We start from the raw sequence: 25,920 nt of genomic DNA, 5'->3' as shown, positions 1-25,920 counted from the left end.
AACGCGCCGTTATCCGCACAGGAGTGATCTATGTCCGCTGCCCGCCCCCGTATTCTCTGCATCTCGTTTTCTGATATTCGCGGTGATGCCCGGGTGCTTCGGCAACTCGACGTATTGGCACAGTGGGGCGAGGTAACGACCCTGTCGTACGGACAGCGCCCGGATGCAGCGTCCGATCATATTGAAATTGATCAGCGTCTGCCCTCACTGCCGCAGACGATCCCCGGCGTCATCAAACTGGCGCTGCGGCGCTATAGGTCGGTGCTTTTTGACGGCCCCGCCATTCGTGCTGCGCGGAGTGCTCTGGCGGGACGCGAGTTCGATGTTGTTGTCGCCAATGAGGCCCGCGCATTACCGCTGGCGTTTACCGTGGCAGGTTCGCCGCGCATCTGGTGCGATCTGCACGAGTGGGCACCGGCCGAACGCTCGCATGTGACATCGTGGCGGCTGCTGATTGCTCCGTTTATGGACTGGATTTGCCGCACATATCTGCCGCGGGCCGATGCCGCCACAACCGTTAATGAATCGATAGCGGCCATGTACGAGCAGGCCTATGGTGTGCGGCCCGCTGTTGTGCGTAACGCGATTGCGCACCATCCGGAGCTTTCTCCGACGACGTTGCACAGCGACACCGTGCGGCTCGTGCACAGTGGCGGTGCTGTACCCGGCCGCAACATTGAGGCGCTCATCGACGCCGTTGACGAACTCGGTAGCGGCTACACGCTCGACCTGTATCTGGTGGCATCGCGCCAGGGCGACTCGTACTGGGATGGTTTGCAGCGACGCATCGAGGCAAGCCCCGGAACAACACTGCACGAACCGGTAGCTCCGGCCGACCTACCCGCCACGCTCAACAACTACGACCTCGGGCTATTTGCGCTACCGCATCACACGCCCAATCACCGCTACATGCTGCCGAACAAGTTCTTTGACTTTGTGCAGGCACGCATCGGGCTTGTTTTTAGCACGGCGGTAGAAACCGACCGGCTCATTACCGAACACGGTATCGGCGTTATTGCCGACGGTTTTTCGGGCCACGACATTGCGCAGGCCATCGCCGGTATTGACCGCGAGCACCTGTCTGCTATAAAAAATGCAGTTGATCGTGCGGCATCCGTGCTGTCTTCTGAAAAAGACGTGGCCGAACAGCACCAGATTATGCAGCGACTCACCGCACAGAACCCACGCTCGTGACGACAGAAGAGCCGACAGAAGAGGCGACCATGAAAATTGTCAGTGTTGTGGGGGCCCGCCCCCAGTTCGTCAAACTCGCACCGATTCATCACGCGGCGCTTGCCGCGGGTGTCGAGCACGTGATTGTGCACACTGGCCAGCACTACGACCCCATGCTCTCCGACATATTTTTTGACGAGTTGGGTATTGGCGCACCCGATGTGCACCTGGGCGTGGGGAGTGGTACGCACGGCGTGCAAACCGGTGCCATGCTGGCGGCGCTCGATGGCGTATTTGACGAGCACCGCCCCGATTGGGTGCTGGTGTATGGCGACACGAACTCGACGGTTGCTGCCGCACTGAGCGCGGTCAAAATGCACATTCCCGTGGCCCATTTAGAGGCCGGGTTGCGCAGTTTTAATCGCCGGATGCCAGAAGAACACAATCGCGTTATGACTGACCACGCTGCCGACTTGCTTTTAGCACCCACACAGGTCGCGGTCGATCATTTGGCAGCGGAGGGGCTCGCCGATCGCACCGTGCTGGTGGGCGACGTAATGACGGATGTTTTGTATCGGGTGCGCGATGAAGCAGGCGATGAGCCATCAGCACTGCTGGCCGAAAAGGGGCTCGCCGCGGGCGAGTTTTATGTGGCCACTATTCACCGGGCCGAGAACACGGATGACCCGGTGCGGCTGCAAGAAATCGTTACGGCTCTGGCAGGGCTCGATAAACCGGTTGTTCTCTTAGCGCACCCGCGGGTCGTTGCTAAAGCCGCGGCCCACGGTATTTCGCTGACGCAGGGTGCGCTGCAGGCACATGCCCCCCTCGCCTATGCCGACCTCATCGCGGCAGCAGTGGCTAGTGCGGGCATCATTACCGACTCGGGTGGCCTGCAAAAAGAAGCGTTTTTGCTGCGCGTGCCATGCACTACTGTGCGCACAGAAACCGAGTGGGTAGAGACCGTGCAGCTGGGCTGGAACGTGCTGGCGCAGACGGCAGAAGAGATCGCAGCCGCCGTTTCGCGGCCCGCGCCGGCCGCGACAGCCGCAACACCGTATGGGGATGGTCATGCCGCCGAGCGGGTCATCGCGACCCTTGCCAGCAACATTCAGCCTCGCACCCCCTAAACTGGTTCGCATGCGCATTGCCGTCGTGGCCCTCGGAAAAATCGGGCTTCCCCTCGCTGTCCAGTTCGCCGCTTCCGGTCACGATGTGATCGGCGTTGACGTCAACCCCACGACTGTTGACTCAGTCAACGCCGCCCAGGAGCCATTTCCGGGCGAGGCACACCTGCAGGAGCGGCTCGAAGAGCTTGTGCCTGCAGGGCGTCTGCGGGCAACGACCGACTATGCCGAAGCGATTCCCGGTGCCGATGCCGTGGTTCTCGTGGCACCGGTTTTTGTGAATGACGAAACCTGGGAGCCCGACTTTCAGTGGATGGATATGGCGACAAGGTCGCTGTCCGAACACCTGACGCCCGGCACACTGGTGTCGTACGAGACCACTCTGCCCGTGGGTACCACGCGCAACCGGTGGAAGCCGATGCTCGAAGAGGGCTCGGGTCTGAAAGAGGGCACTGACTTTCATGTCGTGTATTCGCCCGAGCGAGTACTGACAGGCCGGGTTTTTGAAGACCTGCGCAAATATCCCAAGCTCATCGGTGCTCTCTCTGATGAGGGCACACGGCGGGCGCGCGAGTTTTATGAGGCCGTGCTGCAGTTTGATGAGCGCCCCGACCTGCCGCGCCCCAATGGGGTGTGGGATCTCGGTACCACCGAGGCATCCGAAATGGCAAAGCTCGCCGAAACCACGTATCGCGATGTCAATATTGGCCTCGCGAACCAGTTTGGCCTGTTTGCTGCAGCCAATGGCATCGATGTTTATAAGGTGATTGAGGCGTGCAATTCGCAGCCGTACAGTCATATTCACCGGCCGGGTATTGCCGTGGGCGGTCACTGTATTCCTGTGTATCCGCGCCTGTATCTTTCTACCGACCCGGATGCCGACATTGTGCGCACCGCCCGTCAGCTCAACGCCTCGATGCCTGAGCGACTCGTAGCGCAGGCAGAAACAGTGCTCGGCTCACTGCAGGGGCTTACCGCCGTAGTTTTGGGTGCCGCCTACCGTGGTGGAGTAAAAGAGACAGCGTTCTCGGGTGTTTTTCCGACGGTCGAGGCGCTCCAGTCGCGTGGTGCGCAGGTCTTTGTGCACGACCCGATGTACACCGATGATGAACTGCGGGCGCTGGGCTTCGAGCCCTATGCATGGGGCGGGCAGGTGGATGTTGCTGTTCTGCAAACCGATCACGGCGAATACCGTGTGGTGAGCCCTGCGCAACTGCCAGGCGTCAAACTGCTCGTTGACGGCCGCGCAGCCACCGACGCACAGCGCTGGGTCGGCACGCCCCGTATCGTGGTGGGCACGGCAGCGTAAGTAGCCCGATTTTTCGTCGTTAGGATCAAACGCATGGATCTTCTCGTTGTCGGCTCAGGCTTTTTTGGCCTCACCATTGCCGAGCGTGCTGCAGCAGCCGGCCGCAAAGTCACTGTTATTGAGCGGCGCTCCCACATCGGCGGCAATGCCTATAGCGAAGACGAACCCGAGACGGGCATTGAGGTGCACCGTTATGGTGCGCACCTGTTCCACACGTCGAACGCGACGGTGTGGGAGTACGTCAACCGCTTCACGACATTCACCGACTATGTGCATCGGGTATACACCCAGCACAAGGGCGTCGTGTATCCGCTGCCGGTCAACCTGGGCACGATTAACCAGTTCTTTCAGGCCGCATATTCACCCGATGAGGCCCGCGCGCTCGTGCGCGAGCAGGCGGGCGAGTTCGACGTGAAAACGGCCCGCAACTTTGAAGAAAAGGGCATCGCGCTGGTGGGGCGCCCGCTGTTTCAGGCGTTCTTCCGTGATTACACGGCCAAGCAGTGGCAGACCGACCCGAAAGAACTCTCGGGCGACATCGTCAGCAGGCTGCCGGTGCGCTACACCTACGACAACCGCTACTTCAGCGATAAATGGGAGGGCCTGCCCACTGACGGCTACACCGCGTGGCTCGAACGCATGGCCGACCACCCCAATATTGAAGTGAAGCTCAACGTCGACTTTTTTGACGAGAGCCAGCCGCTCAATAAACGTGCGCTGGTCGGACAGGTGCCGATTGTGTACACCGGCCCTGTCGACCGTTACTTCGACTATGCCGAGGGCGAGCTGTCGTGGCGCACCCTCGACTTTGAACAAGAGGTGCTGCCCACGGGCGACTTCCAGGGCACGAGTGTCATGAACTATCCGGATGCCGATGTTCCCTTCACCCGCATCCACGAGTTCCGCCACTTCCACCCTGAGCGCGAAGACCGGTACCCGAAAGATCGCACCGTCATCATGCGCGAGTTCTCGCGTTTCGCTTCGCGCGACGATGAACCGTACTATCCGGTGAACACCTCGGCCGACCGCGCCGGGCTCCTGGCCTACCGCGAACTCGCCAAGGGCGAGCACGATGTGCACTTTGGCGGACGCCTGGGTACCTACCAGTACCTCGATATGCACATGGCCATCGGTTCAGCGCTATCGATGTGGAACAATAAGCTGGCGTGACCACCACCGCTGCAGCCGAAATAGCGCACAGCATTCGGACTGACAGTTCTCGCTACCGGCACGATATCGATGGGCTTCGTGCCGTAGCAATCATCCTCGTGGTCGTGTATCACGTGTGGGTAGGGCGCGTCTCGGGCGGCGTCGACGTCTTTCTCATGATCTCGGCGTTCTTTCTTACCCTGTCGTTTGCCCGACGACTCCGTGCCGACAAGCCGCTTGCGATAGGTTCGTTCCTCATCAGTCGGTTTCGACGCCTCCTACCGGCCGCCGCGGCGTCGATCGCCATGATCAGTGCCGCAGCCTGGGCGCTCATGCCGGCCACAACGTGGCCGCAACTGTGGCGCGAAGCGTGGGCGTCGCTCGGCTATGTGCAGAACTGGGTGCTCGCGGCATCCGGCGTGGACTATTACGCGCGCACCGAAGCGCTGCCGTCGCCCTTTCAGCACTTTTGGTCGCTCTCAGTGCAGGGACAAGTTTTTGTTCTGTGGCCACTCATCATTGCCATCGCGGCGGTTATTGTGCGGCGCAGCCGATTCTCCAGTGACCTCGTCCTCACCGTGCTCTTTGGCCTGGTGCTTGCAGCATCGTTGGCTTTCTCGATCTACGAAACCGCTGCCAACCAAACGCTGGCGTATTTTGACACGCGTACGCGCCTGTGGGAGTTCGCGGCCGGGTCACTGATCGCCCTGGCACTGCCATGGATTCGACTGCCGCGCGGCATCCGGGCTCTTGCAGGCTGGGTGGGGCTGGCTGCCATTGTGGTGTGTGGCCTGGTGATTGACGTGCAGGGCGGTTTTCCGGGTTATCTGGCACTGTGGCCGGTCGTTGCCACCGCACTGGTGATTGTTGCCGGGGCAGACACAGACACGCGGGGTGGGCCCGCGCGCTTCTTGGCCGCTGCACCCGTACGGTTTTTGGGTAAAGACGCCTATGCGCTCTATCTCGTACACTGGCCGATTCTTATTCTGTGGCTCACCGTGCAAGAGCGCACGGAAGCGGGGCCGCTGTCGGGAACCGCCATTATCGCGCTGTCTTTTGTGGCGGCACGGTTGCTGACGGCTCTGGTAGAAAACCCGCTGCGGCTTCCGGCCGGAACCCGGGGTAGCGTGCCGCGAAACCTCGCCGTTATCGCCGTGTGTGCGCTGGTCGTGGCCGCTGTTGTCGTGCCCTGGCAGTGGCAGGCCCGCGCGCAGGCTACAGCTGCCGCCGAAGCCGCAGCGTCAGCCGAATACACGGGCGCTGACGGCATACCGGGGGAGAGAGCTGAGGGCGTGCCGCTGTTACCCGCGGCTATTGACCTTGATAAAGAGTGGGTGTCGGCCGGGGTTTCGTGCCGCGACGAGCTTGCCCCCGACATCGAGGTGCTGCAGGGCTCGTGTGGACAGACCCCGGATGCCGCCGAAGCCGAACGTCTCATCGTGGTGATTGGCGACTCGCATGCCGAACAGTTCATGGGCACACTGCTGCCCGTGGCTGATGAGCACAGTATCGGTGTTGTCTCGCTGCTCAAGGGTGCGTGCTCACTGGAACAGCATGCATCCGGTAGCGGTGCACACGCCAAATGTCATGAGTGGCAAAAAGCGGCCATCGACTATGGAATCGCGCTTGAACCCGAGGCCGTCTTTACCGTGGTGACCGCGGCCGCCGTTGACTCACCCGAAGAACGGCTGATCGCGGGCGCCCAAGAAACCATCGACGTTTTTCTTGATGCTGGCATCGACGTGTATGGTTTTCGCGACCACCCGCGCGCATCGTACGACCTGTATTTGTGTGCAGAAGAACGGCGCGACTGTGTGCGTCCGGTCAGCGACGCTCTAGCGAAGGACAACCCCGCGAACGTGCTCACGGGCATAACAAACATTGACCTCACCCCGTGGATTTGCCCCGAAGGACGCTGTGAAGTCGAGATCGGAAACATCGCCGTGTACCTCGACGACAACCATCTGACGGGCACATTCGCCCGCACGCTTGCACCCATCGTGGGCGACATGATCGGCGACGTGTTGTTCTCTGACCGTGCTGCTGCGTCGTCTCGCAGCGGAGCGACTCTAAGATAGTGAGCGTGCAGGGGGAACAGATGCCGCAGCGGGCTCGCAACCGATATCTGCATTCACTGCGCCTGCTTTCTGGCCGCGACCTGCGCGTGCGCTACGCCACCAGCTGGCTCGGCTACCTGTGGTCGGTGCTCGACCCACTCGTGATGGGCATGATTTATCTGTTCATCTTTACGTATTTTCTTAAACGCGACGTGGGCGAGCAGCCCTATGTAGTGTTTCTGCTCACGGCGCTGTTTCCGTGGGTGTGGTTCAGTGCGTCGCTATCGGACTTTACGCGCGCGTTTCGTAAAGACGCGCGGCTCGTGCGCTCCACTGCCATACCGCGTAGCGTGTGGGTGAACCGCATCGTGGTGAGCAAAGGGATGGAGTTTCTCTTTGCTATTCCTGTCGTAGCGTTCTTTGCCATCGTCTTCGGTGCGCAGCTGCACATTGGTGTGCTGTGGGTTCCCGTCGCTGTGCTGCTGCAGGCACTCTTGCTTGTAGGGCTCGGTCTGCTCATCGCCCCCCTGTGCGTGCTGTTCACCGATCTGGAACGCACGACCAGCCTGCTGTTGCGGGCCCTGTTTTATGGTTCGCCCATCATTTATGGCATCGGCGATTTACCCGACAACCTTTCGCGCGTTGCTGCGTGGAACCCGCTGGCGGGAATCTTCTCGCTGTACCGCATGGCGTTCTTTCCCGGTCAGGCGAATCTGTACGCCACGCTGGTCAGTGTGGGAATGATAGTGGTCATCTTTGGTCTTGGCCTGACTGTTTTTCGCCGGCTCGAAGCCACCGTGTTGAAGGAGCTGTGATGGATACCGCAGCTATCACTGTGACCGGTCTCGGTATTCGATTCCGCCGCAATAGGCGCGGACGCCGCAGTTTTAAAGATCTCTTCGCCGGGGTTCGCCGCCGCAGCAGACCGAATGAGTTTTGGGCTCTGCGTAACGTGAACTTTCATGTGACGCCCGGGGAGTCTATTGGCGTTGTCGGCCGCAACGGGCAGGGAAAGTCAACTCTGCTGCGTCTGGTCGCCGGGGTTCTCTTGCCCGACGAAGGCTCGGTGACAGTACACGGCGGGGTCGCACCGCTCATTGAGATCACGGGTGGTTTTGTGGGTGATCTTACGGTGCGTGAAAATGTGCGCCTCACCGCAGGGCTGCACGGCATGGCCCGCGCCGAAATCAATCGACGGTACGACACCATCATTGACTTCGCTGAGCTCGACGACTTTCAAGATACACCGTACAAACACCTGTCGAATGGGATGAAGGTTCGTCTGGCATTTTCTGTTGTCTCACAGCTGGAAGAACCCATTTTGCTCGTCGACGAAGTGCTTGCCGTAGGCGATAAAGCGTTTCGCGAAAAGTGCTATCGCCGCATTGACGAGCTGCTTGCCGAGGGCCGCACGCTCTTCTTCGTCTCACACAATGAGCGCGACCTGCGTCGCTTCTGCCAGCGGGGCCTTTACCTCAACCACGGTGAACTCGTGCTCGATGGGCCCATCAACGAGGTTCTTGACCGCTACAACGCCGATAGCGCTGCACGCAACAAACGTTAGCGGCCGATCACATCAAACATGTTGTCGAGGGCCACCCGCGCGGCAGACAGCGCCGAAGCGCGATTACCGCCATCGGCGAGCACCTCGCGCAGAGTGCTCAGAGCCGAACGGTAGTCGGCCAGGCCACTGTGCCAGCCTTTGCTGATGCTCACAGGGGGTTCCATCTCGCTCATCACCTGCACGTCATTCTGCAGATCACGCACCACCTCGAGAGCCAGAGAAGAATCCGACTCATCGGCCACAATGTCTAAGCCCGTGCGAGCATCGTTCAGGCGCGGTTCAATTTGCGCGGCAAAACCTTCGACCGCGTCATCCACCGGCGGCTTTGTTGGCGTGGGCGTGGGGCTCTGCACCACCGTTTCTGTCGGCGAGGGCAGAACACTCGGCAGAGAAGTGGGGGTTGCTGTGGGCGAGGCCGAGGGCGTCGTGGGCGCGGGCTGTGGCGTAGCATCCGGTCGATTCACAAAGAACAGCAGCACACCCACCGCTACGGCCACCGCCACCAGCACCAAAATAGTGATGACTACTGTGCGGCCCCGACGCGGACGCTCGGGCGGAAAGACCCAGACCGCGCGGGGTTCATCGCCCGAGGGCGGGGTGGTGTCGGTCACAGTTACTCCAGCGGGGGCATCGGTTGCCAGCTGCTATCGCGCGCAATACGGCGGCCGTCACGCAGCCCCCGCCACAGATTGCTGGTTCCGCGAACCGTGCGCTCAACAAACAGCAGGCGAATAAGTTCTTTAATGAACGTCATTGTCGTGCCCAAGCCGAACAGCACGGGGGAGTACACGCCGTGATGCCGGTAGTAGTGCTTAATAAACGCCCGGTTGCGCATGATGTAGTAGCGGTACGCGTTGCTTGAGGCATTCAAATGGCGAATACCCATGTCCCACTGCCTAATTTCGCGGGTGCGGCGCAGCACAAACTCGTCAACAATGACCGACATTGTTTGTCGTGAGGCCAACCAGCCGTACACCTGGTCGTCCCAGTAGATAAAGAACCGCGGGTCGGGCAGTCCAATGCGGGCCACGATCGAGCGGTGAATGAACATGCCCTCAAAGCAGCCGCTGTTCATGGGTTTGAAACCCGAGGCATCAAAACCTGCCGGAGCAAAGGGAATAGGAATACCCATGCGTTCGGCCACACGGTACTGCCAGTAGAAGGGGCTGCCGTCAAAGTCGTAGCGGCGCCCTTGAATGCTCTTAAAGCGCGGCGCCCAGTGTCCCATGCGGGCAAGGCCGTCGGCGACGACCTCCACGTCGTCATCCATGAGCCAGATCCATTCCGCACCCAGCTCGTAGGCGGTGCGCATGCCCTCACTGAAACCACCCGAACCGCCGGTGTTTGTTTCGAGCTTGCGGTACACCAGCGTGGTGCCGAGCGTCTCGCGAAACGACTCGACCACTTCGGTGGTGTCATCGACCGATGCGTTATCGATAATGACCACGTGCCCGGGCTGAGGCTGCATATCCCGGATGCTGCGCAGCAGCCCCGCGAGCAGCGTCGAACGGTTAAATGTGACAACGACGATGGCGGCCGACTGCGGGTCAAACGGCGTGCGCGTGGTTTCGGCCGCGGTAGCAGCACTCATTGGTCGTCCTTAAACCGGTCCTGCCAGGCTTCGGGCGACACCATGTCGGCCAGCGCTCGGCGGTACTCGGCCTGCAGTTTGGGCCAGCGGCGGCGCAGCGCAGCGTGGAGCCGTACGGATTCTCGCAGCATGGCGCGGAATTTATCCCGGTCACGGGTGTAAACATTTTTTCCCGAGCCGTCGGCGGCGCTGACGAGCGCGCTATCGTACTGCGGCAGACGCCACCAGTGAGCATCGCCCTTGCCAAACTCGACTTCGGGGCGTTCGAGGTTGTGCTGTTGTGGTTTGTGTAACCAGTGGTTGATGAGGGTGCGCGCGGTAAAGAGCCGCAGGCGCAGCCCTGTCGGGCTGTCGAACTGGTGCTCACGCAGGCGCTTGAAAACCTGGCGGCCTCGCCGTGAGGTGAGCGGTTTGCCGCGGTCGCGGTGCACGACCGTCTCGGGGTAGTCGGCAGCAACGGCGCGGGCTTGCGGCATGGCTGTGCGCAGGTTTTTTGCCATGTGTTGCGGCCCCGACAGCACGTCACGTAGGGCCTGATTACGCAGTGCTACGGGGTAGTACTGCATCATCATGAGGTGTTTGAGGTCGACGCGGCGACTGTGGCGAATGAGCGTGCCGCCACGGGGCGCCTCGGAATGCAGCAGGCCCGCGACGATGCGGTTGCGGGCATGGAAGTATGCCTGCCAGTCGATGGAGTCATCTTTACCGACCCACGAAACATGCCACAGTGCTACACCCGGCATCGAGACGGTGGGAAAACCTGCTTTGCCCGCACGGAGGCAGAACTCTGCGTCGTCCCATTTGATGAACGCCGGAAGCGACAGACCCACTGCGCGAATCACGTCGACGGGGATGAGGCACATCCACCAACCGTTGTAGTCGGCGTCCATGCGCATGTGTAGCAGGGGCGACTGGCGCAGGTTAGCGGTGCCGAAGTTGTGCGGCATTTTCTCCTGATACAGGTTGCGCCACATAAAGGGCGCTTCGTCGACCACTTCGGCCCAGCCGTGCAGGCGCGGTCGGTCGAGCAGGTCGAACATGTGGCCACCGACCAGCAGCGGTTCGGTCGCATAGCGGCCAAAAACTACCGAGCGACGCAGTGATTCAGGTTCTATGCGCACGTCGTCGTCGAGTAGCTGCACGAAGTCGCTCTCGGGTCGCTGCAGTGTTTCGTGCATGGCGCGCGAGAATCCACCCGAGCCGCCGATATTTGGCTGGCGAATCACCTGCAGGGTTTCACCCAGGCGCTGCGAGACTTCGTCGAAGCCAGCCTGCTCGGCCACGAGTTGCGTGCCCTGGTCGACGAGAAAAATGCGGTCGACGAACTCGAGCACATCGGGTGCGTCCGCTAAAGCTTCGAGCGTTTCTACACAGTAGTCGGGTTTGTTATAGGTGGTGATTCCCAGTGAGGCCCGGCCCGTGCGAACGGGTTCTTCTTCTGTCGTCCACTGGGCTCGTTCAAGAATGGCAGGTTTTTCATCGGCCACGATGTCGAACCAAATCCAGCCGCCATCGCTGTACTGCGTGAGCGGTAAGACAAAATTGGTTGTTGCTTCGCCGTCGACCTCTCGCGTGTCGATGCGCTGGCGCACCGCACCGCCGTTCGAGCGGTAGACCAGAATTGTTGCGGGCCCAGTGGTCTGCACCGACAGTGTGACCTCGCGAATGCCCGTCCAGTGTTGCCAGTATGAGGCGGGAAAGGCATTGAAGTAGGTGCCAAACGACACCCGGCGGCCGGCCACGATGCGCACACGAGTGCGGTCAAGAATATTGCCCAGGTGTGCCCGTGAAGAGACCCGTACGGGTTCTTCTTCTATCACCGACCATGTTTCAGGATCGGCATACAGGGGCAGTAGGTCGGGGTCGCGATCGAGAGGAAAAACGACGTTCTGCAGCACGTGAGGCACGGGGCGAACTCCTGGTGTTTCTGGATAGGTCGCCGTAGCGGGCGAGCATCCGACAGCCTACCTGGCGAGTCTGCGCGTCACCATCAAGAACCCTGGCCGTCGCCGCCGTAGTGGTTTTCTTCGGGTGGCAGCGTGGTGATGGTGCCTGTTTGCGCGGCGTCAATGTTCTCGCGCCATGAGCGCGATTGGCCTGCTCGCAGCGCGCACAGCACTAACAAAAACCAGCCGGCACCGGTGAGAGTAAAGCTTTCGAACATCGAATCGACGGCGAGTGTTACCAGCACCAGGGGAGTCCAGGCATAAACAATCGAACGCCGGATGCTGGCTACCAGCCACGAGCGCACGAGTGCAATGCCGCCCAGCAGCAAAAAGAGTACAAGACCGGCGGCGCCCAGCTGCAGCAGAGTGTCGAAGTAGGCGTTGAGGGCTGAGGCGTGCCGGTCATCGGTGAAGTAGTTGATGGCGTTGAGTGGGTATTGGCCGGTCTGCCACGGCCCGTACCAGCCCCAGCCGTGGATGGGGCGTTTCTGCCAGTAGTCCAACAGCACATTCCACAGGTCGGCTCGGGTAGAGAAGTCTGACCCGGCGTCGAGCATCCGGATGATGGGGTGGCGCAGCACAAAGGCGACGATGAGACCCAGGGTCGTAACGATCGCTATCGTCCACTGCCAGCGGGGCCGGGTAGCGGTATCGGCGCGCCGTACGAGTGAGAGCGCAATAGTGGCGACACCCACGGCAACGGCCAGCACGAGCACGGTGGGCGAGGCCGACATGACGGCTAATAGCCCCGCCAGCACCACCGAGGGAACAGCAATAGCCTGCGGTACCGATAGCGTGCGTCGCTCGACTTCAAAGGTGATCACGGCGATCACCGCAATGAACCCCAGCATGTTACGGCTGCCAAAAATTCCCTGCAGCGGACCACCGAAAGCGAGGTTACCTTCAATGGCAAGAAACGTGATCGGCATGTCAATGAGAAGGCCCGAGAAAATTTCCATGCCGAGCGATATCGCCAGCATCCAGCGCAGGGCATCGCCCAGCGCCCGCACCGTTTGCAGGGTGTCTCGAATGTGCCCGACCACGATGGCGAGTATGGCTACGCCGACGAGGGCGCACCAGCCCTGGAACGATTTGCCGGCACCGGTCGACCACAGGGCGCTGGCGAGCGCCCAAACAACAAAGAACAGCAGCGTCGTGGGAGCGAGCCGCAAGAGTGTGAGTTCTTCGCGGCGCACGACCAGGATAAGAACCCCGATAACGCACAGGGCTGCTTCGGCGGCCAGGAGCGTCGGTAAACCCGACATGCTTTCGATGGCAAAAGAGCCAAGGATCGTCAGCATGACCGCGAGGGTGTAGGCCCGGGCCATCTCGACGGAGGCCAGCAGGCGTGTGAGCGCGACGGATGCGGCGGTCACGGCATCCTTATCGTTACTCGGCCATGCACGGGCAAAGCTGCGGCCTCACCAAAATCGGGGCTCATGAGTGGCACAGATTTGAGTTTAAAAGACAGCAGAACAACCAGTTGCCAGCCCCACAGCATTGCCGGCCCCGACTCGGTGAGCCCCTGCACGAGCAGAGCGACGACGATGAGGATCGGAGCTAGCGCGAGCGGAGAGTACGCGCGCTGTGCGTGGAGATCCCAGCGTGGGCGGTCGGTGGCAAAGAACCAGGATCGCCACGTGAGCGCAACCAGGGTAATGCCGAGCAGGATGACGCCCAGTGCACCCAGTTGCAGGCGGGTGTCGAGCCATATGGAGTGCGCGTGAATAACGGTAATGCCGTGGTCGGTAATCCAGCCGTCAAAACCGGGGTCCCACGGTACCCACGGCGAAGAGAAGCCGTGGCCAAAGAAGGGCCGTTCTACCGCGCGTTCGGCAACGGCGTTCCAGATGGCGCTTCTTCCGGTGAGGCTGTCATCGCGCCCGAGCAGTGCGGCCAGCGGCGAAAAAGCCAGCGTGGCGGCAATGACTCCGAGCAGCGCGCTGCAGGCAACTACGAGGCCGCGCCGCCAGCGTGCTGTCGCGTCGGCAGCGGTGCGCAAAAAGACGACGGCCGCAGCCGTGACCACAACGGCGACCAGGCACACCCACGCGGTGGCTGAGCCCGAGCGAACAAAGAGAAAGCCGGCCAGCACAATTCCTGCGCCGACGGGGGTGCGCATACGTGCGTGCCGTACAAAGAGCAGCGCAAACACAATGAGTGCTATCAGGCACAGCATTGCCAAGAGATTGGAGTTGCCGACAACGCCTTGAATGCGGCCGCCGTGCAGCAGGTTGCCGCGCACCCAGTACCAGTGGGGGTCGATGGGGCCGTCGGGAAAGTCAGAGAAGAAGGGAAGAACCGGATGCCGCACGACAGCCGCCACCCACAGTTCGAGTCCGAGCGATGCGATCAAAATGATCGTCAGGGCGGTCGCCATGGCGCGAATGATTTCTTCCCAGCTCACGAGCGCGGCGATGATGATTCCGGATGCAGCCATGGCTGCCTGTACTGGCCATGTCAACAGCGTGGCTTCGGGCCAGGCCGACCAGAGCAGCGAGATGAGGCCGAGCGCAGTCAGCGCCAGTGCTGTCCAGGGCAGCCGGCGCCAGCGAAACGCACGGGGGCCGGTGCGAATAAGCGCGGTGATGCCGGTGGCCACAAGGGCGAGAAGAAGCAGTGCACCGGTGGCGAGAGCGCCGACGGGGCCGGCAAGGTTGTAGAGGGCCGAGTGCGCGAAGGCCGCAATGAACACCAGTACGATCAGCGCGCGCAGGGCGATACGCCCCGTTGACTCCCGCACGGGAGCCCGCGGAGGATCGAATACGGCGATTCGCGAATGCTGCACCACGTACCCCAGGCTACCTGCCGCTTCGACCCGCCGCGGTCGAACTTACCCACGGTTGGCCAGCGAACACCATAGGCTGGCGGCATGCTGCATGCGGTAACGAATGTGCCTCGCGATTACGCCTGGGGTGACACGGAGCTTATTGCGCGCCTGCAGGGGCGCGAGCCTTCGGGGAAGCCGGAGGCCGAGGTGTGGTTTGGTGATCACCCTGGTGACCCTGCTGATCTTGCCGATGGGCGCGATTTACGGGCAGTTACGGGGGGTTCGCTGCCGTACCTGCTCAAGCTTTTGGCTGCGGGTTCGCCGCTGTCGATTCAGGTGCATCCGAATCTGCAGCAGGCGCGTGAGGGTTTTGCTCGCGAAGCACACCTCGAGGCCGATGACCCCACACGCAATTACCGCGACGATAACCACAAGCCCGAGCTGATTGTGGCGCTCAGCGATTCTTTTGAGGCTCTGTGTGGTTTGCGTCCGCTGGAGGACACCCGCCGTATTCTTTCTGCTCTGCCGCAGACCCCGGGCGTACAGGCGCTCGCGGCCGTGCTGAACGGTAACGACCCGGTTCGTGCCGCGTTGCGCTGGGTTCTGGCTGAGGCATCCGAGTCGGAGGTTGCCAGCGTTCATGAGGCGCTGGCAAGCGCTGATCTCGAGCAGTGGGATGCCCCGGATGCTGCAGATGTCGTGGCCCTGCGCTCGATTGCCGCGCACTATCCCGGTGATCGCGGCGTTATTGTGGCGCTCATGATGAACCGTGTGGTGCTTTCACGCGGCGAAGGATTGTTCTTGGGCGCGGGCAATGTGCATGCGTATTTGTCAGGCCTGGGCGTAGAAATTATGTCGGCCAGCGACAATGTGCTCCGTGGCGGGCTTACCCCCAAGCGCATTGATGTGGACGAGTTGCTGTCGATTGTTGATCCGACTCCGCTGCATGTTGATGTGCAAGATGCGGAGTCGGCCGCGGTGCAGGTGTACCGTATTCCGGTCGACGATTTTGCGCTGCGGAGAATCACGGTCGGTGAACAGAAGCACACCGTGATGGTGCATGCGCCGGCCATGGTGTTGGCGACGGCGGGTTCGGTTGTTGTGAGCGGAAACGATGGCGTGGAGCATCCGGTTGCCGTAGGCACTGCCGTTATGGCCGACGGTGATGAAACAGAGCTTGTGCTGTCGGGCTCGGGCGAGGTGTTTATTGCCGAGCCGGGTGGCGCTGTGAGACTCGGTATCGACGGCTAAGACACCCGGTTGCACGGCCGCGGGCACCCTTGCTGCGACACGCCGAAGGCGTCATGAAGCTTCAAGACGTACTTGAGGGTTTATCCTCTGCGACTTGACCCCAGCGAATGACACGAGTGTAATTAGTTGTGCCCGAGGGGGGGCAGACAGGGGTGAGATCGACTATGACGGAATACCGTTCGAATGTTCCGGACAACTGGTTCGTCGATCCGGTGAACCTGGGGGTACCGGGAGTACGGCAGAGCGAAGAAGACAGTGTTTTAGCCTGGCAGGCCGATGCTCTGTGCGCTCAAACTGATCCGGAGGCATTCTTCCCAGAAAAAGGTGGCTCAACACGCGATGCAAAACGCATCTGTTCTGCATGTGAGGTGCGTGATGAATGCCTCGAATATGCACTCAACAATGATGAGCGTTTTGGCATCTGGGGTGGCCTGAGCGAAAGAGAGCGTCGCAAACTCAAGCGCCGTGCCAGCTAGCGGGCACACCGGTGACACGGGAATGACAAACTGCGGCGAGGTTTCGCACGTGTCGACCCTCTGCCGCTTAGGCTGACCACGTCATGCCAGCTCGAGTTCACGCCATCATCGTCACCCGCACCAGTGCAACATCACTGGCGCGCCTTCTACGCACGGTCGATGCGGTAACGCAGCAGACCCGTAAACCCGACGCCATTACGGTCGTCGTATGTGGGGCAGCCGATGCCGTGCGCTCGAGCCCCACGATTGCCGCCGCCGTCGAAGGCATCATTGGTGCCCGCAGCACCACAACACTCACCACGGCGTTCTCGCTGGCCTACCCTCGCACTGCCGACGCCGATGTATGGCTACTCACCGACGACGCCGTACCCGAACCCCACGCTCTTGCCGTGCTGAGCGGCGCACTCGAGCGCTCGCCGTCGGCCGCTGCCGCAGCGCCCAAGCTTCTCGATGGCTCCGACACCGGAACCATTGCCTCCTTCGGTCAGAGTATGACCCGCTACGGACGCACCGTCGATCTGGCCCACGGCAGGCTTGACCAGGGCCAGCGCGATGGCATCGATGACACCCTCGGCTCTGACATCCGGGGTCTGCTGGTTCGCGGGGCCGACAAAAAGACACTGCTTCCGGATGCTGCGCTCCACGGCGCCGACGAAGGCCTTGACCTGGGTGTGCGTGCACGCCTGGCAGGAAAACGTGTCACGCTGGCAGCGGGTGCACGCATCGGTGTGGCATTAGAGACCCCGCAGGGTTCTGCCGCGCGGGCCTACGATGTGCGCCGATCACAGCTGCACCGACGGCTAGCGTATGCCCCTGCGTTCGCCGTGTTTGTGCACTGGCTGAGCCTGCCGCTGCTGGCACTGTGGCGAAGCATTGTGCACCTGATCGCGAAACGTCCGGCCGAGGTTATTCCGGAATGGTCGGCGGCCGTGGCAACCATGGTGAGTATTCCGAGTGTGGTGCGGGCTCGAGCGCGCATCAAACAGCACCGCACAGTCGGCTGGCACAGCGTCGCACCACTGCGCGTGAGCCGGGCGGAGCAAAAACAGCTGCTCGACGACGCCACCGACCACCCCGAAGCTGTCTCGGAGCTCGGTTTTCTCTCGGGTGGCGGCGCCTGGGCCGTGCTGACCGCCCTCGTCGTGAGTGTTTCGGCCTTCTTTTCACTGCTTGCCTGGCCGGCCGTCGGCGGCGGCGCACTCTTACCCCTCCGCAACACTGTTGCGGCGCTGTGGCGTGATGCCGCCTTCGGTGTACGCGGCGAAGGACTGCACCTGTTCGGCCCGGCTGATCCGTTTTCTGCCGTGGTCGCCATGCTCGGCACCTTCTCGGCGGCCACCCCCTCGTATGCCCTGATCGTGCTGTGGGTGTTCTCACTGCCACTGGCAATGCTCGGTGCCTGGTTTGCGGCAACACGGTTCACCAGCAGCAGCGGGCTGCGCATCGTTGCCGCTGCCGCCTGGACTCTCAGCCCCACATTTATTGCGGCACTCATCACCGGCCGCCCCGCAGCTGTGCTTGTGCACCTGCTGCTGCCCTGGCTTTTTCACACCGTGCTCGTCGCCCATCGTTCATGGGGGGCTGCCGGGGCAGCCTCGCTTCTTGCGGCAGCCGTTGCCGCATGCGCGCCGTCGCTCGTGCCCGCGCTTCTCCTGCTGTGGATCGTCGCTATCGTCATCGCAGCCGTCGGGCGCACATGGCGCGGAATCATGCGCGTGCTCTGGCTCATCGTGCCCACGATCGCCGCCTTCGTGCCACTGACTATCTACCAGCTGCGCAACGGCACCGCATGGTCACTGCTGGCCGACCCGGGCTTGACCGTGGTAGGAGCAGTGGCCTCGGCGGATCCGACCGGCAGGCAACAGATACTTGCCGGATACCCGCTCGGCAACAGCGGCGGCTGGCCAGAGATTATTGGCGCAGCAACGCCGTGGGCCCTGTGGTTGGCAGCCCCGCTGGCCGTGGTGGCGCTTGCCGGAGTCTTTAGCCAGCGGTGGGTTGCCGCAACAGTAGGGCTCGTGGTTGCGGCATCCGGGCTCGTTACTGCCCTCGCAGCGCCCTCGATCGCTGTCGCCGCCGACCAGTCCCAGCCGGTGGCACTGTGGCCCGGTAGCGGGCTGAGCCTTGCCTGGGCGGGCGCGATCGCGGCGGCCACTATTGCGCTGCACAACACGGCGGTTTCCGTGTGGTTGCGGCGTGGAGCAGCGACGGTGGTCGTTGTGGCGCTCGTGGCTACTGCGGTGCCAGGGCTCACAGCACTTATGCGTGGCACCAGCGATCTGCGCAACGGCCCCGCCAGCACGCTACCCGCCTACATCAGCGCGCACGGTGCAGGCGAGCAGAACATCGGAACCCTGCTTCTCGCCCCGCAAGACGAGGGCGACCTCTACGCGACGGTTATCTGGGGGTCAAGTCGCACGCTGGGTGCCCAGAGCACGCTGCGAGTAACGCCTGCCACAACTCCCGACACGGTGTTGGCAACCCTCGCGGTCGACCTCGTTTCGGGGCGCGATTTTGCCGCTGCCGAGCAGCTAGCAGACCATGCGCTCGAGTTCGTGCTGCTAGAAACACCGGCAGAAAGCGAAACAGAACAGGCCCGAGCGCTGCGCCTGCAAAGCATCGCGGCGCTCGACCGCCGCGCAGGCTTCGTGCGCGTGGGTGAAACCGCCAAGGGCGTGCTGTGGCGTGTCGACCATGAGGTTCAGCCGCGCCCGGCGGCCACGACGGCCCAGGCGCGGACAGCAACCACCGTGGTCACACTGCAACTGGTGGTGCTGGCCATTGCGCTGCTGCTGGCGGTGCCCACGCGAGCATCACGGCGTGCTGCGCGAGGCCGATCACGCATTGTGGGCGTGCGTTCGACACCCGTGATGGCGGCTCCCGAGCCGGATGCTGCGCGGGTGCCCGAGCCGGATGCTGCGCCGCTACCCGAACCGGATGCTATGCCGGAGCCCGAGCCCGCCGCTGAGTTGGCCGCCGCGCTGGAGCCCGAACCGACCGGTGATCCCGAACCGACGGACGACCCTGAACCGACGGACGGCAAGGAGCAGCAGTGAGAAAGCGCACCGGCACCACTATTGTCGCGACCAGCATTCGCGCTGTTGTGGGCGTTGTGATCGTCGGCGCTCTCGGCGTGGGGGGCGTGGCTGCCGCACAATCACCGTGGCCCCGGCTGCAGAGTGTGCCGACCCCGATCACGGTGGAGTCGGCGGCTGCCGATATGGTGGTGGCGTGTGCGGGCCCGCTCGTTGCTATGGGGCGCGACGCCGCAAACCCGACAGAGCTCACGGTTGCGGCGCAAGCGCAGATGACGGTGGGCGCTGAGGGAAGCGTGGATGAATCGGGTCTCATTACTTCGGCGCATTTGGCTGACTCGTCGTGGCCGTTGTACCGCGTTGATCGTTCCGATACCGATGCCATGCTGGGTGCTGCACAGTCGGCAACGATCTCGGCCGACGACCTTAAAGGTTTTGCGGCCTCTGCATGTCGCACGCCGCAGCTGGAGTCATGGATTGTGGGCGGGGCCACCGACCTGGGCACGAGTGATGTGCTGATGATCACGAACCCCGCCGAGGTTTCGGCGTCTGTCTCGCTGTCGATGTATGGCGTGAATGGTCGATCCACCCTGCCTCGCATCGCAGTGCCGGCCCGCACCCAGATCAGTGTTCCCCTCGCGGCAGGCGTCGCGGGCGAGAGCAGCCCGGTCGTGCGCATCACCGCCACGGGTGCTCCTGTGCAGGCGTCTCTGCAGTCGAGTCTTATCCGCACGCTCGATCCCAGTGGCATCGATGTACAAGACGCCACGGGTGCTCCTCGTACCCAGCAGTCGCTTCTGGGCGTACGCGTGATGAGTGAGCCGATCGATAACGCACCCAATGTGATTGTGCGTGTTCTTGTGCCCGACCGCGAGGCAAGTGACGGAGCAGAAGAGACGGATCCGGCAATTGTCGAGGGTGACGTACCCACCGTGCCCCTCACGATAGTTGTGCGCGATGCCGTCACCAACGACCCGGTAGGGGTGGCCCTTGATGTTGCGGTAACACCGGGGATGCCTGCAGAGATTGGTATTCCTTCGCTGGGCGCGGGCTACTACAGCATCGACGTTTCTAGCGCACAGCCGGCCGTTGCCGCGGTGTGGCAGGCAACAACACAGGCCCGGGGCATGGACTTCGCCTGGATGACGGCGGCACCCGTCATCGAAAACCCCACCGTGGTGGCCGTTCCGGCGGGCCCCGCACCACAGCTTCATATTCGTGCGGCGACAGCCAAAGAAACAGTCGTCACTCTGACACCGCTCGATGGCGGACAACCTATCGAGGCAACAATAGAGGGCAATGGCTCGGCGCTGATTCCTGTGACCGATCGCACCAGCTACGTGCTAGAGAGCAGCGAACCCGTCATGGCGGCTGTCACGATGTCGGCGACCTCGGCGCTAGCCGGGTGGCCCATCTGGCCGCAGCAGGAACGCGCAGAACCCGTCCGCGTGTACTCCTGAGCCCCGGCGCGACTTGCCGCGCAGGCTCAGTGGTCGTGGTCGCCGAAGGGTGGAATACCCAGATCCCACGGGTTTCTGCCGGCGTACTCGGCCGCGGCACGAAAAACGGCGCCCTCTATAGCAAAGCGGCGATGAAGCTCATCATCATGGCCCGGAATGAGTAGTCGCTCGATGGGAATACGAAACAGCACAATTCGACGTGCTTCGGTATCGATATGCCAGCGCGGAATGCCGCGTGGATCATGCATGGTGGGCATCATGGCCACTTCGAACTGCACATCGCGAAGCTCGGGCCACGCGCCACGCAGATATTCCACGGCCGTGGTCACCGTCATATCAAAAACTTCCATGCGGCCGTCAATAGCGGGCAGCGGAGGGCGAACCACAGGGCTGCGTCCTACGCGGCCATGACGGCCGTGACGAGAAAGCCGCGGTGCAGCACGACGCGAAGAACGACGGCGAGGCATGCAGGCAGTCTAATCGATGCCCTAGGCTGAGCACGATGCACGCACGTCTCTGCTCAAAGGTCGGGTGTAACCGTGAAGCGTTTGCAACGCTCACCTACGATTACCACGACAAAATGGCGGCACTGGGCCCGCTGGGCGCAGCCGGCTATCCGCATGCCCACGACCTGTGCTTTTGGCACTGTCACCGCATGACGGTGCCCGCTGGATGGGTCATTGAGCGGCACGAGAGCGTGCGCCAAGCACTCGACGCAACAGTGGCAGAGACCGACCCACCAGCTCTGGAAGAATAGCCGTATGCTCACGACAGCCGACTACGCGATTGCCGACATCACCCTCGCCGAGGCAGGACGCCACCAACTGCGCCTCGCCGAAAACGAAATGCCGGGCCTTATGGCACTGCGCGAAGAGTTTGGTGACAGCCAGCCACTGCGCGGGGCGCGCATTGCCGGGTCGTTGCATATGACGGTGCAAACCGCTGTGCTCATCGAAACTCTTGTGGCACTGGGGGCCGAGGTGCGCTGGGCCAGCTGCAATATTTTCTCCACGCAAGATGAAGCAGCAGCCGCTGTCGTAGTGGGCGTGAACGGCACGGTCGATAACCCGCAGGGCGTGCCCGTCTTCGCCTGGAAGGGCGAAACCCTCGAAGAGTACTGGGACTGCACAGCACGCATCTTTGACTGGTCGGCATCGGGTCACGAGGGTCCCAACATGATTCTCGACGACGGCGGTGACGCCACGCTTCTCGTTCACACCGGTGCGCGGTACGAAAAAGAGGGCGCTGTTCCAGGCCCCGAAAGTGCGCAATCGCACGAGCACGGCATTATTTTGCAGCTGTTGCGCACGAGCCTGGCCGATGACTCACAGCGGTGGACTCGTGTGGCATCCGGAATCCTGGGCGTGACAGAAGAGACCACAACGGGTGTGCACCGCCTGTATGAACTGGCTGCACAGCAGCAGCTGCTGTTTCCGGCGATCAACGTCAACGACTCCGTCACCAAGTCGAAATTCGATAATAAATACGGCATCCGTCATTCACTTCCCGACGGCCTCAACCGCGCCACCGATGTTCTCATCGGTGGCAAAGTCGCGTTCGTGTGCGGATACGGTGATGTGGGTAAGGGCGCGGCAGAAGCATTACGCGGCCAGGGCGCACGGGTGATCGTGAGTGAAGTCGACCCCATCTGTGCACTGCAGGCTGCCATGGACGGCTACCAGGTTGCGCGACTAGAAGATGTAGCATCCGGCGTCGATATTGTCGTCACCGGAACAGGCAACCGCGACGTCGTCACCGTCGACCACATGCTGGCGCTCAAACATCAGGCGATCGTAGCCAATGTTGGCCACTTCGATAACGAGATAGATATGGCCGGGCTCGAAAACCTTGCCGGTGCCAGCGCGATCGAGATCAAACCGCAGGTGCACGAATGGCGCCTCCCCACGGGCCGCAGCATTCTCGTGCTCAGCGAGGGACGACTGATGAACCTCGGCAATGCCACGGGGCACCCCTCCTTTGTCATGAGCGCCTCGTTTACCAATCAGGTGCTGGCACAGATCGAACTCTTCGCCCACCGCAGCAGTTACAGCCTGGGTGTGCACACGCTGCCCAAGGTTCTCGACGAAAAGGTCGCCCGCCTACACCTCGATGCCCTCGGTGTTCAACTGACCGAACTTACTGCGTCGCAGGCCGCGTACATCGGGGTGCCCGTGGAAGGGCCGTACAAGCTCGGCCACTACCGCTACTGAGCGTGCTGCGTCGTCGTGAACGATTCCGAATCGGGGACTCCCAGCGTCGCGCGGGCGAGCCGTTCCGCACGGGCATCCGCCACCATAAGACCGCGATACTCACGCTGCTGACGCACCGCCGCGATAGCCATCAGGGTCAGCTCCGGATGCCCCTCGGGCAGCGGAAACACGTATGGTGCCGCCTCGTTCACAAGCTCGGTAGCAATACGAAAGCGTGACGCAGGCGTCAGCGTGTGAGCGTGCGAAAGAAACTGGTTCACGCGGCGGGCGAGCCGGTCGGGCATACGCGCCACATCGGCAATCTCAGCCCAACCGGCCAGTTCGGAAGGCACCATACGAACAGCAACATTGACAGCGGGAGTACGTGTGCGCTGGCTATATGTTCCTGCCACCAGGTCGCCTAGGCGCTGCGAACGGGCCGAGAAGATAGCGGTCAGAAGAGCAATAGCACCCACGGTCATATAGGTTTCGAGCACACCCACCAGTGCGCGGATAAAAGCGTGCCGAAAACCAATAGCTCCGCCGTCCATACGCACAATGCGGCCGCCCACTGCCAGTTTTCCGATACTGCGCCCGCGAGAAAGCGTTTCGATGGTCACCGGAATAACGACGAGAATAAAAACGAGCATCGTAATCATCGCAATAGACTGCACACCCGAACTGCTGTAAGCCAGCGGTGTCCAGTTGAACAGTACGTACAGTGTGACCGCGAAAATTGCGACCGAGATGAGAACATCCAGCAGCGCGCCCAGTGTGCGCATGAATACACCCAGCGGCTGAGAGTCGATCGCGACGGCTTCGCCCGACAGCATCTCCTGCTCATGGGTTTCTACGACAGACATGAGTACAGTAAATCAGGTGGACGCTGATGCTTTAACCGCTGCACACCAGCACGAGTGGAAACGACTCGACGAACTCAGTCGTGCGCGCACGCTCGACGGAGAAGCCGTCGACGAAATGATCCTGCGGTATCGCGCAGCATCCGCCGACCTAGCCGAATTGAAAACCTCGGTGGGAGATTCCCCACAGGGCACATACCTGTCGACAATTCTGGCCCGCACACGACTGCGCATCACAGGAACATCCGACAGCTTCTTCGCGCAGATTCCACGCTTCTTTGTCGACCAGCTTCCGGCCGCGCTCTACCGTATTCGCTGGACAACACTGGCCATGGCCGCGCTGTTCTTTGCCGTCATGCTCACCGTCGCACTGTGGGTGGCATCCGATCCTGCACTCGTCGCCTCACTCGGCCCCGCCGACCTCCTCGAAGAATACGCAGAAGAATCGTTTACCGGGTACTACACCGACAACCCCGCCGCCGTATTTGCCGGCATGGTGTGGACCAACAACGCGTGGATCGCGCTGCAATGTGTTCTCTTTGGTATCACCGGCATTTTTCCTATCAGCGTCATCGTGCAAAATGCGGTGGGTGTGGGAACAGCAGCGGCCATCATGATTGCCCACGGCCGTGCCGACGTCCTTGTGCTTCACCTTCTGCCGCACGGCATGCTCGAACTCACCTGTATTTTTGTTGCTGCCGCAGCCGGTTTTCGCATCTTTTGGGCATGGGTCGCCCCCGGTGGTCGCCCCCGATCCACAGCACTGGCAGAAGAAGGACGCGCTCTGGCAACCGTGGCGATCGGTCTCGTGTTTGCTCTCGCACTGGCCGGACTCGTAGAAGGCTTCGTGACCGGCTGGTCACTGCCATGGCCCATCAAAATCGGCATCGGAGCGCTTGCTCTCGGAGTCTTCTTGGCCTACATGCTGGTGATGGGCCGCCGTGCCTACTACCGCGGTTTTACCGGTGACCTCACAGAATACGAGGCCGGCACAAGCCAGCTATACGCCGGATAGCGGCGGCGTAGGCTGCGTCGCATCCGGTAAGCGTCCGAGAAGCGGTGCGCACGCCCACCCAGCCGCAACCGCACCCAGCAGCGGGAAAACAATAAATGCCCACACCTGCATGATCGGCCCAAGACCACCGTATATCGCGGTCGCCAGCGAACGCGCCGGGTTGAGAGAGGCGCCATCGATCGGGATCATCACCAGATGCGCAAGCATCACCATCGTTCCCACAGCGACGGGAACCACAACGGCGGCAACAGACGAGCGGTGAGCAGAAACAAACACCAGCACAAGCAGCCCCGAGACGACAACCTCGGCGATGATCACGGCAGGAAGCTCAAAACCGGCGGGGGAGTACTCGCCCCAACCATTACTGGCAAAACCCGCATCTTGTAGCTGGGTCAACAAATTATCGCGACCGAAAGTGCCCACGAGTGTAAGGAGCGTTGCCGCCACAGCAGCACCCACGAGCTGAGCGACGACATAGGCCGGAACATCGCGCCACGGCAATTTTGCTGCGGCCGCTGCGCCCACCGACAGTACCGGTGTGAAATGACCACCCGAAATCGCACCAAAAGCGAACGACGAGACGACAAAAGCACCACCGAAAGCAACCGCGATAATGAGTGCGACCAGCATGGGGTGCGCGGTCTCCGTATGCAACGCCGGAATGAACAGCGCTGTGCCCACACCCACAGCAACGACTAGAAAAGAACCCAGACCCTCGGCCGCTAAGCGCACGCTCAACGGAGGACGCTGCATCGACACATTCGTTGTCACTGGTTTCCTCCCCAGAAAAACCTCTCGCACTCATCATCGAAGGTGCAGGCTGCGCAATGCCAAGGCGCGCCGCGATCAGACCGAGCAGAAGCCGAGCAGAACCACGTTGAGCACAAACAACGGGGGCCGGATGCAAGCATCCGGCCCCCTTTGTCTTTACCTCAGCGCCGACGGCGA

22 protein-coding genes are annotated in these 25,920 nt (G+C 61.9%); 14 read left to right on the top strand and 8 right to left on the bottom strand.

Annotation, left to right across the window (positions count from 1 at the left end):
* The first annotated feature begins 30 nt into the window (after nucleotides 1–30).
* From ACQUSW_RS04675 to ACQUSW_RS04645, 7 genes are read left to right on the top strand one after another with little or no spacing between them, the layout of a single operon-like run.
* A complete protein-coding gene (locus tag ACQUSW_RS04675) occupies nucleotides 31–1,194 on the top strand; it encodes a glycosyltransferase (protein WP_428931080.1) in 1,164 nt (387 codons plus the stop codon).
* A 29-nt stretch (nucleotides 1,195–1,223) separates the two neighbouring features.
* Entirely contained in the window at nucleotides 1,224–2,303 is a 1,080-nt protein-coding gene (wecB, locus tag ACQUSW_RS04670; RefSeq protein ID WP_428931285.1) for a non-hydrolyzing UDP-N-acetylglucosamine 2-epimerase, read from the top strand.
* Between the two features lie 10 nt (nucleotides 2,304–2,313).
* Complete coding sequence (locus tag ACQUSW_RS04665) at nucleotides 2,314–3,609, top strand: nucleotide sugar dehydrogenase (RefSeq protein WP_428931079.1); 1,296 nt, start codon at nucleotides 2,314–2,316, stop codon at nucleotides 3,607–3,609.
* Between the two features lie 33 nt (nucleotides 3,610–3,642).
* The gene (gene glf / locus ACQUSW_RS04660) at nucleotides 3,643–4,779 is read left to right on the top strand and encodes a UDP-galactopyranose mutase (RefSeq protein WP_428931078.1); all 1,137 of its coding nucleotides are present in this window, start codon (nucleotides 3,643–3,645) and stop codon (nucleotides 4,777–4,779) included.
* The gene (locus tag ACQUSW_RS04655; RefSeq protein WP_428931077.1) at nucleotides 4,776–6,836 is read left to right on the top strand and encodes an acyltransferase family protein; all 2,061 of its coding nucleotides are present in this window, start codon (nucleotides 4,776–4,778) and stop codon (nucleotides 6,834–6,836) included. The genes glf and ACQUSW_RS04655 overlap by 4 nt, the downstream gene beginning before the upstream one ends.
* Nucleotides 6,837–6,856: 20 nt before the next feature.
* Nucleotides 6,857–7,630, top strand: coding sequence for an ABC transporter permease (locus ACQUSW_RS04650; protein ID WP_428931284.1), 774 nt, complete (start codon nucleotides 6,857–6,859; stop codon nucleotides 7,628–7,630).
* Nucleotides 7,630–8,379 carry an ABC transporter ATP-binding protein gene (locus ACQUSW_RS04645; RefSeq protein WP_428931076.1) on the top strand — a complete coding sequence of 250 codons (750 nt, stop codon included), beginning with the start codon at nucleotides 7,630–7,632 and terminating at the stop codon, nucleotides 8,377–8,379. The genes ACQUSW_RS04650 and ACQUSW_RS04645 overlap by 1 nt, the downstream gene beginning before the upstream one ends.
* Here the strand turns inward: ACQUSW_RS04645 and ACQUSW_RS04640 are convergent.
* From ACQUSW_RS04640 to ACQUSW_RS04620, 5 genes are all read right to left on the bottom strand, one after another.
* A complete protein-coding gene (locus ACQUSW_RS04640) occupies nucleotides 8,376–8,990 on the bottom strand; it encodes a hypothetical protein (protein ID WP_428931075.1) in 615 nt (204 codons plus the stop codon). The genes ACQUSW_RS04645 and ACQUSW_RS04640 overlap by 4 nt on opposite strands.
* A gap of 2 nt (nucleotides 8,991–8,992) precedes the next feature.
* Nucleotides 8,993–9,970 carry a glycosyltransferase gene (locus tag ACQUSW_RS04635; RefSeq protein WP_428931074.1) on the bottom strand — a complete coding sequence of 326 codons (978 nt, stop codon included), beginning with the start codon at nucleotides 9,968–9,970 and terminating at the stop codon, nucleotides 8,993–8,995.
* A complete protein-coding gene (locus ACQUSW_RS04630; RefSeq protein ID WP_428931073.1) occupies nucleotides 9,967–11,877 on the bottom strand; it encodes a glycosyltransferase in 1,911 nt (636 codons plus the stop codon). The genes ACQUSW_RS04635 and ACQUSW_RS04630 overlap by 4 nt, the downstream gene beginning before the upstream one ends.
* A gap of 83 nt (nucleotides 11,878–11,960) precedes the next feature.
* A complete protein-coding gene (locus ACQUSW_RS04625; RefSeq protein ID WP_428931072.1) occupies nucleotides 11,961–13,292 on the bottom strand; it encodes an O-antigen ligase family protein in 1,332 nt (443 codons plus the stop codon).
* Nucleotides 13,289–14,707 carry an O-antigen ligase family protein gene (locus ACQUSW_RS04620; protein ID WP_428931071.1) on the bottom strand — a complete coding sequence of 473 codons (1,419 nt, stop codon included), beginning with the start codon at nucleotides 14,705–14,707 and terminating at the stop codon, nucleotides 13,289–13,291. The genes ACQUSW_RS04625 and ACQUSW_RS04620 overlap by 4 nt, the downstream gene beginning before the upstream one ends.
* Nucleotides 14,708–14,788: 81 nt before the next feature.
* On the opposite strand from ACQUSW_RS04620, the gene manA reads away from it, so the two are divergent.
* The 4 genes from manA (at nucleotide 14,789) to ACQUSW_RS04600 (ending at nucleotide 20,908) form a co-directional block, all read left to right on the top strand.
* Nucleotides 14,789–15,937, top strand: coding sequence for a mannose-6-phosphate isomerase, class I (manA, locus tag ACQUSW_RS04615; RefSeq protein ID WP_428931070.1), 1,149 nt, complete (start codon nucleotides 14,789–14,791; stop codon nucleotides 15,935–15,937).
* 164 nt (nucleotides 15,938–16,101) lie between these two features.
* Nucleotides 16,102–16,413, top strand: a complete 312-nt coding sequence (locus tag ACQUSW_RS04610) for a WhiB family transcriptional regulator (RefSeq protein WP_428931069.1) — start codon at nucleotides 16,102–16,104, stop codon at nucleotides 16,411–16,413.
* 83 nt (nucleotides 16,414–16,496) lie between these two features.
* A complete protein-coding gene (locus ACQUSW_RS04605) occupies nucleotides 16,497–19,469 on the top strand; it encodes a glycosyltransferase (RefSeq protein ID WP_428931068.1) in 2,973 nt (990 codons plus the stop codon).
* Nucleotides 19,466–20,908 carry a DUF5719 family protein gene (locus ACQUSW_RS04600; RefSeq protein ID WP_428931067.1) on the top strand — a complete coding sequence of 481 codons (1,443 nt, stop codon included), beginning with the start codon at nucleotides 19,466–19,468 and terminating at the stop codon, nucleotides 20,906–20,908. Before ACQUSW_RS04605 ends, ACQUSW_RS04600 begins: the two co-directional genes overlap by 4 nt.
* Before the next feature lie 26 nt (nucleotides 20,909–20,934).
* Here the strand turns inward: ACQUSW_RS04600 and ACQUSW_RS04595 are convergent, their stop codons facing one another.
* Nucleotides 20,935–21,375, bottom strand: coding sequence for a metallopeptidase family protein (locus ACQUSW_RS04595; RefSeq protein ID WP_428931066.1), 441 nt, complete (start codon nucleotides 21,373–21,375; stop codon nucleotides 20,935–20,937).
* Nucleotides 21,376–21,410: 35 nt separating this feature from the next.
* On the opposite strand from ACQUSW_RS04595, the gene ACQUSW_RS04590 reads away from it, so the two are divergent.
* On the top strand, nucleotides 21,411–21,665 hold the full coding sequence (locus ACQUSW_RS04590; RefSeq protein ID WP_428931065.1) for a DUF3499 family protein: 255 nt from the start codon (nucleotides 21,411–21,413) through the stop codon (nucleotides 21,663–21,665).
* Between the two features lie 4 nt (nucleotides 21,666–21,669).
* Nucleotides 21,670–23,118, top strand: a complete 1,449-nt coding sequence (gene ahcY, locus ACQUSW_RS04585; protein ID WP_428931064.1) for an adenosylhomocysteinase — start codon at nucleotides 21,670–21,672, stop codon at nucleotides 23,116–23,118.
* On the opposite strand, the gene ACQUSW_RS04580 is transcribed toward ahcY, so the two are convergent.
* Entirely contained in the window at nucleotides 23,112–23,960 is an 849-nt protein-coding gene (locus ACQUSW_RS04580) for an RDD family protein (RefSeq protein WP_428931063.1), read from the bottom strand. The two genes, ahcY and ACQUSW_RS04580, sit on opposite strands and share 7 nt — an antisense overlap.
* Nucleotides 23,961–23,976: 16 nt before the next feature.
* Here ACQUSW_RS04580 and ACQUSW_RS04575 point away from each other — a divergent pair, with 16 nt between their 5' ends.
* Nucleotides 23,977–24,972 carry a stage II sporulation protein M gene (locus ACQUSW_RS04575; RefSeq protein WP_428931283.1) on the top strand — a complete coding sequence of 332 codons (996 nt, stop codon included), beginning with the start codon at nucleotides 23,977–23,979 and terminating at the stop codon, nucleotides 24,970–24,972.
* On the opposite strand, the gene ACQUSW_RS04570 is transcribed toward ACQUSW_RS04575, so the two are convergent.
* A complete protein-coding gene (locus ACQUSW_RS04570) occupies nucleotides 24,958–25,743 on the bottom strand; it encodes an aquaporin (protein ID WP_428931062.1) in 786 nt (261 codons plus the stop codon). The two genes, ACQUSW_RS04575 and ACQUSW_RS04570, sit on opposite strands and share 15 nt — an antisense overlap.
* Nucleotides 25,744–25,920 lie beyond the last annotated feature (177 nt).

It is taken from the genome of Microbacterium luticellae (assembly GCF_050408645.1).
Lineage (GTDB): Bacteria > Actinomycetota > Actinomycetes > Actinomycetales > Microbacteriaceae > Microbacterium.
This window is presented reverse-complemented; position numbering and strand designations above follow the sequence as displayed.

What these genes read in the sequence shown, in the direction of transcription:
- ACQUSW_RS04675 (WP_428931080.1), top strand. Translation starts at nt 31, where the DNA reads ATGTCCGCTGCCCGCCCCCGTATTCTCTGCATCTCGTTTTCTGATATT.
- wecB (WP_428931285.1), top strand. Translation starts at nt 1,224, where the DNA reads ATGAAAATTGTCAGTGTTGTGGGGGCCCGCCCCCAGTTCGTCAAACTC.
- ACQUSW_RS04665 (WP_428931079.1), top strand. Translation starts at nt 2,314, where the DNA reads ATGCGCATTGCCGTCGTGGCCCTCGGAAAAATCGGGCTTCCCCTCGCT.
- glf (WP_428931078.1), top strand. Translation starts at nt 3,643, where the DNA reads ATGGATCTTCTCGTTGTCGGCTCAGGCTTTTTTGGCCTCACCATTGCC.
- ACQUSW_RS04650 (WP_428931284.1), top strand. Translation starts at nt 6,857, where the DNA reads ATGCCGCAGCGGGCTCGCAACCGATATCTGCATTCACTGCGCCTGCTT.
- ACQUSW_RS04645 (WP_428931076.1), top strand. Translation starts at nt 7,630, where the DNA reads ATGGATACCGCAGCTATCACTGTGACCGGTCTCGGTATTCGATTCCGC.
- ACQUSW_RS04635 (WP_428931074.1), bottom strand. Translation starts at nt 9,970, where the DNA reads ATGAGTGCTGCTACCGCGGCCGAAACCACGCGCACGCCGTTTGACCCG.
- manA (WP_428931070.1), top strand. Translation starts at nt 14,789, where the DNA reads ATGCTGCATGCGGTAACGAATGTGCCTCGCGATTACGCCTGGGGTGAC.
- ACQUSW_RS04610 (WP_428931069.1), top strand. Translation starts at nt 16,102, where the DNA reads ATGACGGAATACCGTTCGAATGTTCCGGACAACTGGTTCGTCGATCCG.
- ACQUSW_RS04605 (WP_428931068.1), top strand. Translation starts at nt 16,497, where the DNA reads ATGCCAGCTCGAGTTCACGCCATCATCGTCACCCGCACCAGTGCAACA.
- ACQUSW_RS04595 (WP_428931066.1), bottom strand. Translation starts at nt 21,375, where the DNA reads ATGCCTCGCCGTCGTTCTTCGCGTCGTGCTGCACCGCGGCTTTCTCGT.
- ACQUSW_RS04590 (WP_428931065.1), top strand. Translation starts at nt 21,411, where the DNA reads ATGCACGCACGTCTCTGCTCAAAGGTCGGGTGTAACCGTGAAGCGTTT.
- ahcY (WP_428931064.1), top strand. Translation starts at nt 21,670, where the DNA reads ATGCTCACGACAGCCGACTACGCGATTGCCGACATCACCCTCGCCGAG.
- ACQUSW_RS04580 (WP_428931063.1), bottom strand. Translation starts at nt 23,960, where the DNA reads ATGTCTGTCGTAGAAACCCATGAGCAGGAGATGCTGTCGGGCGAAGCC.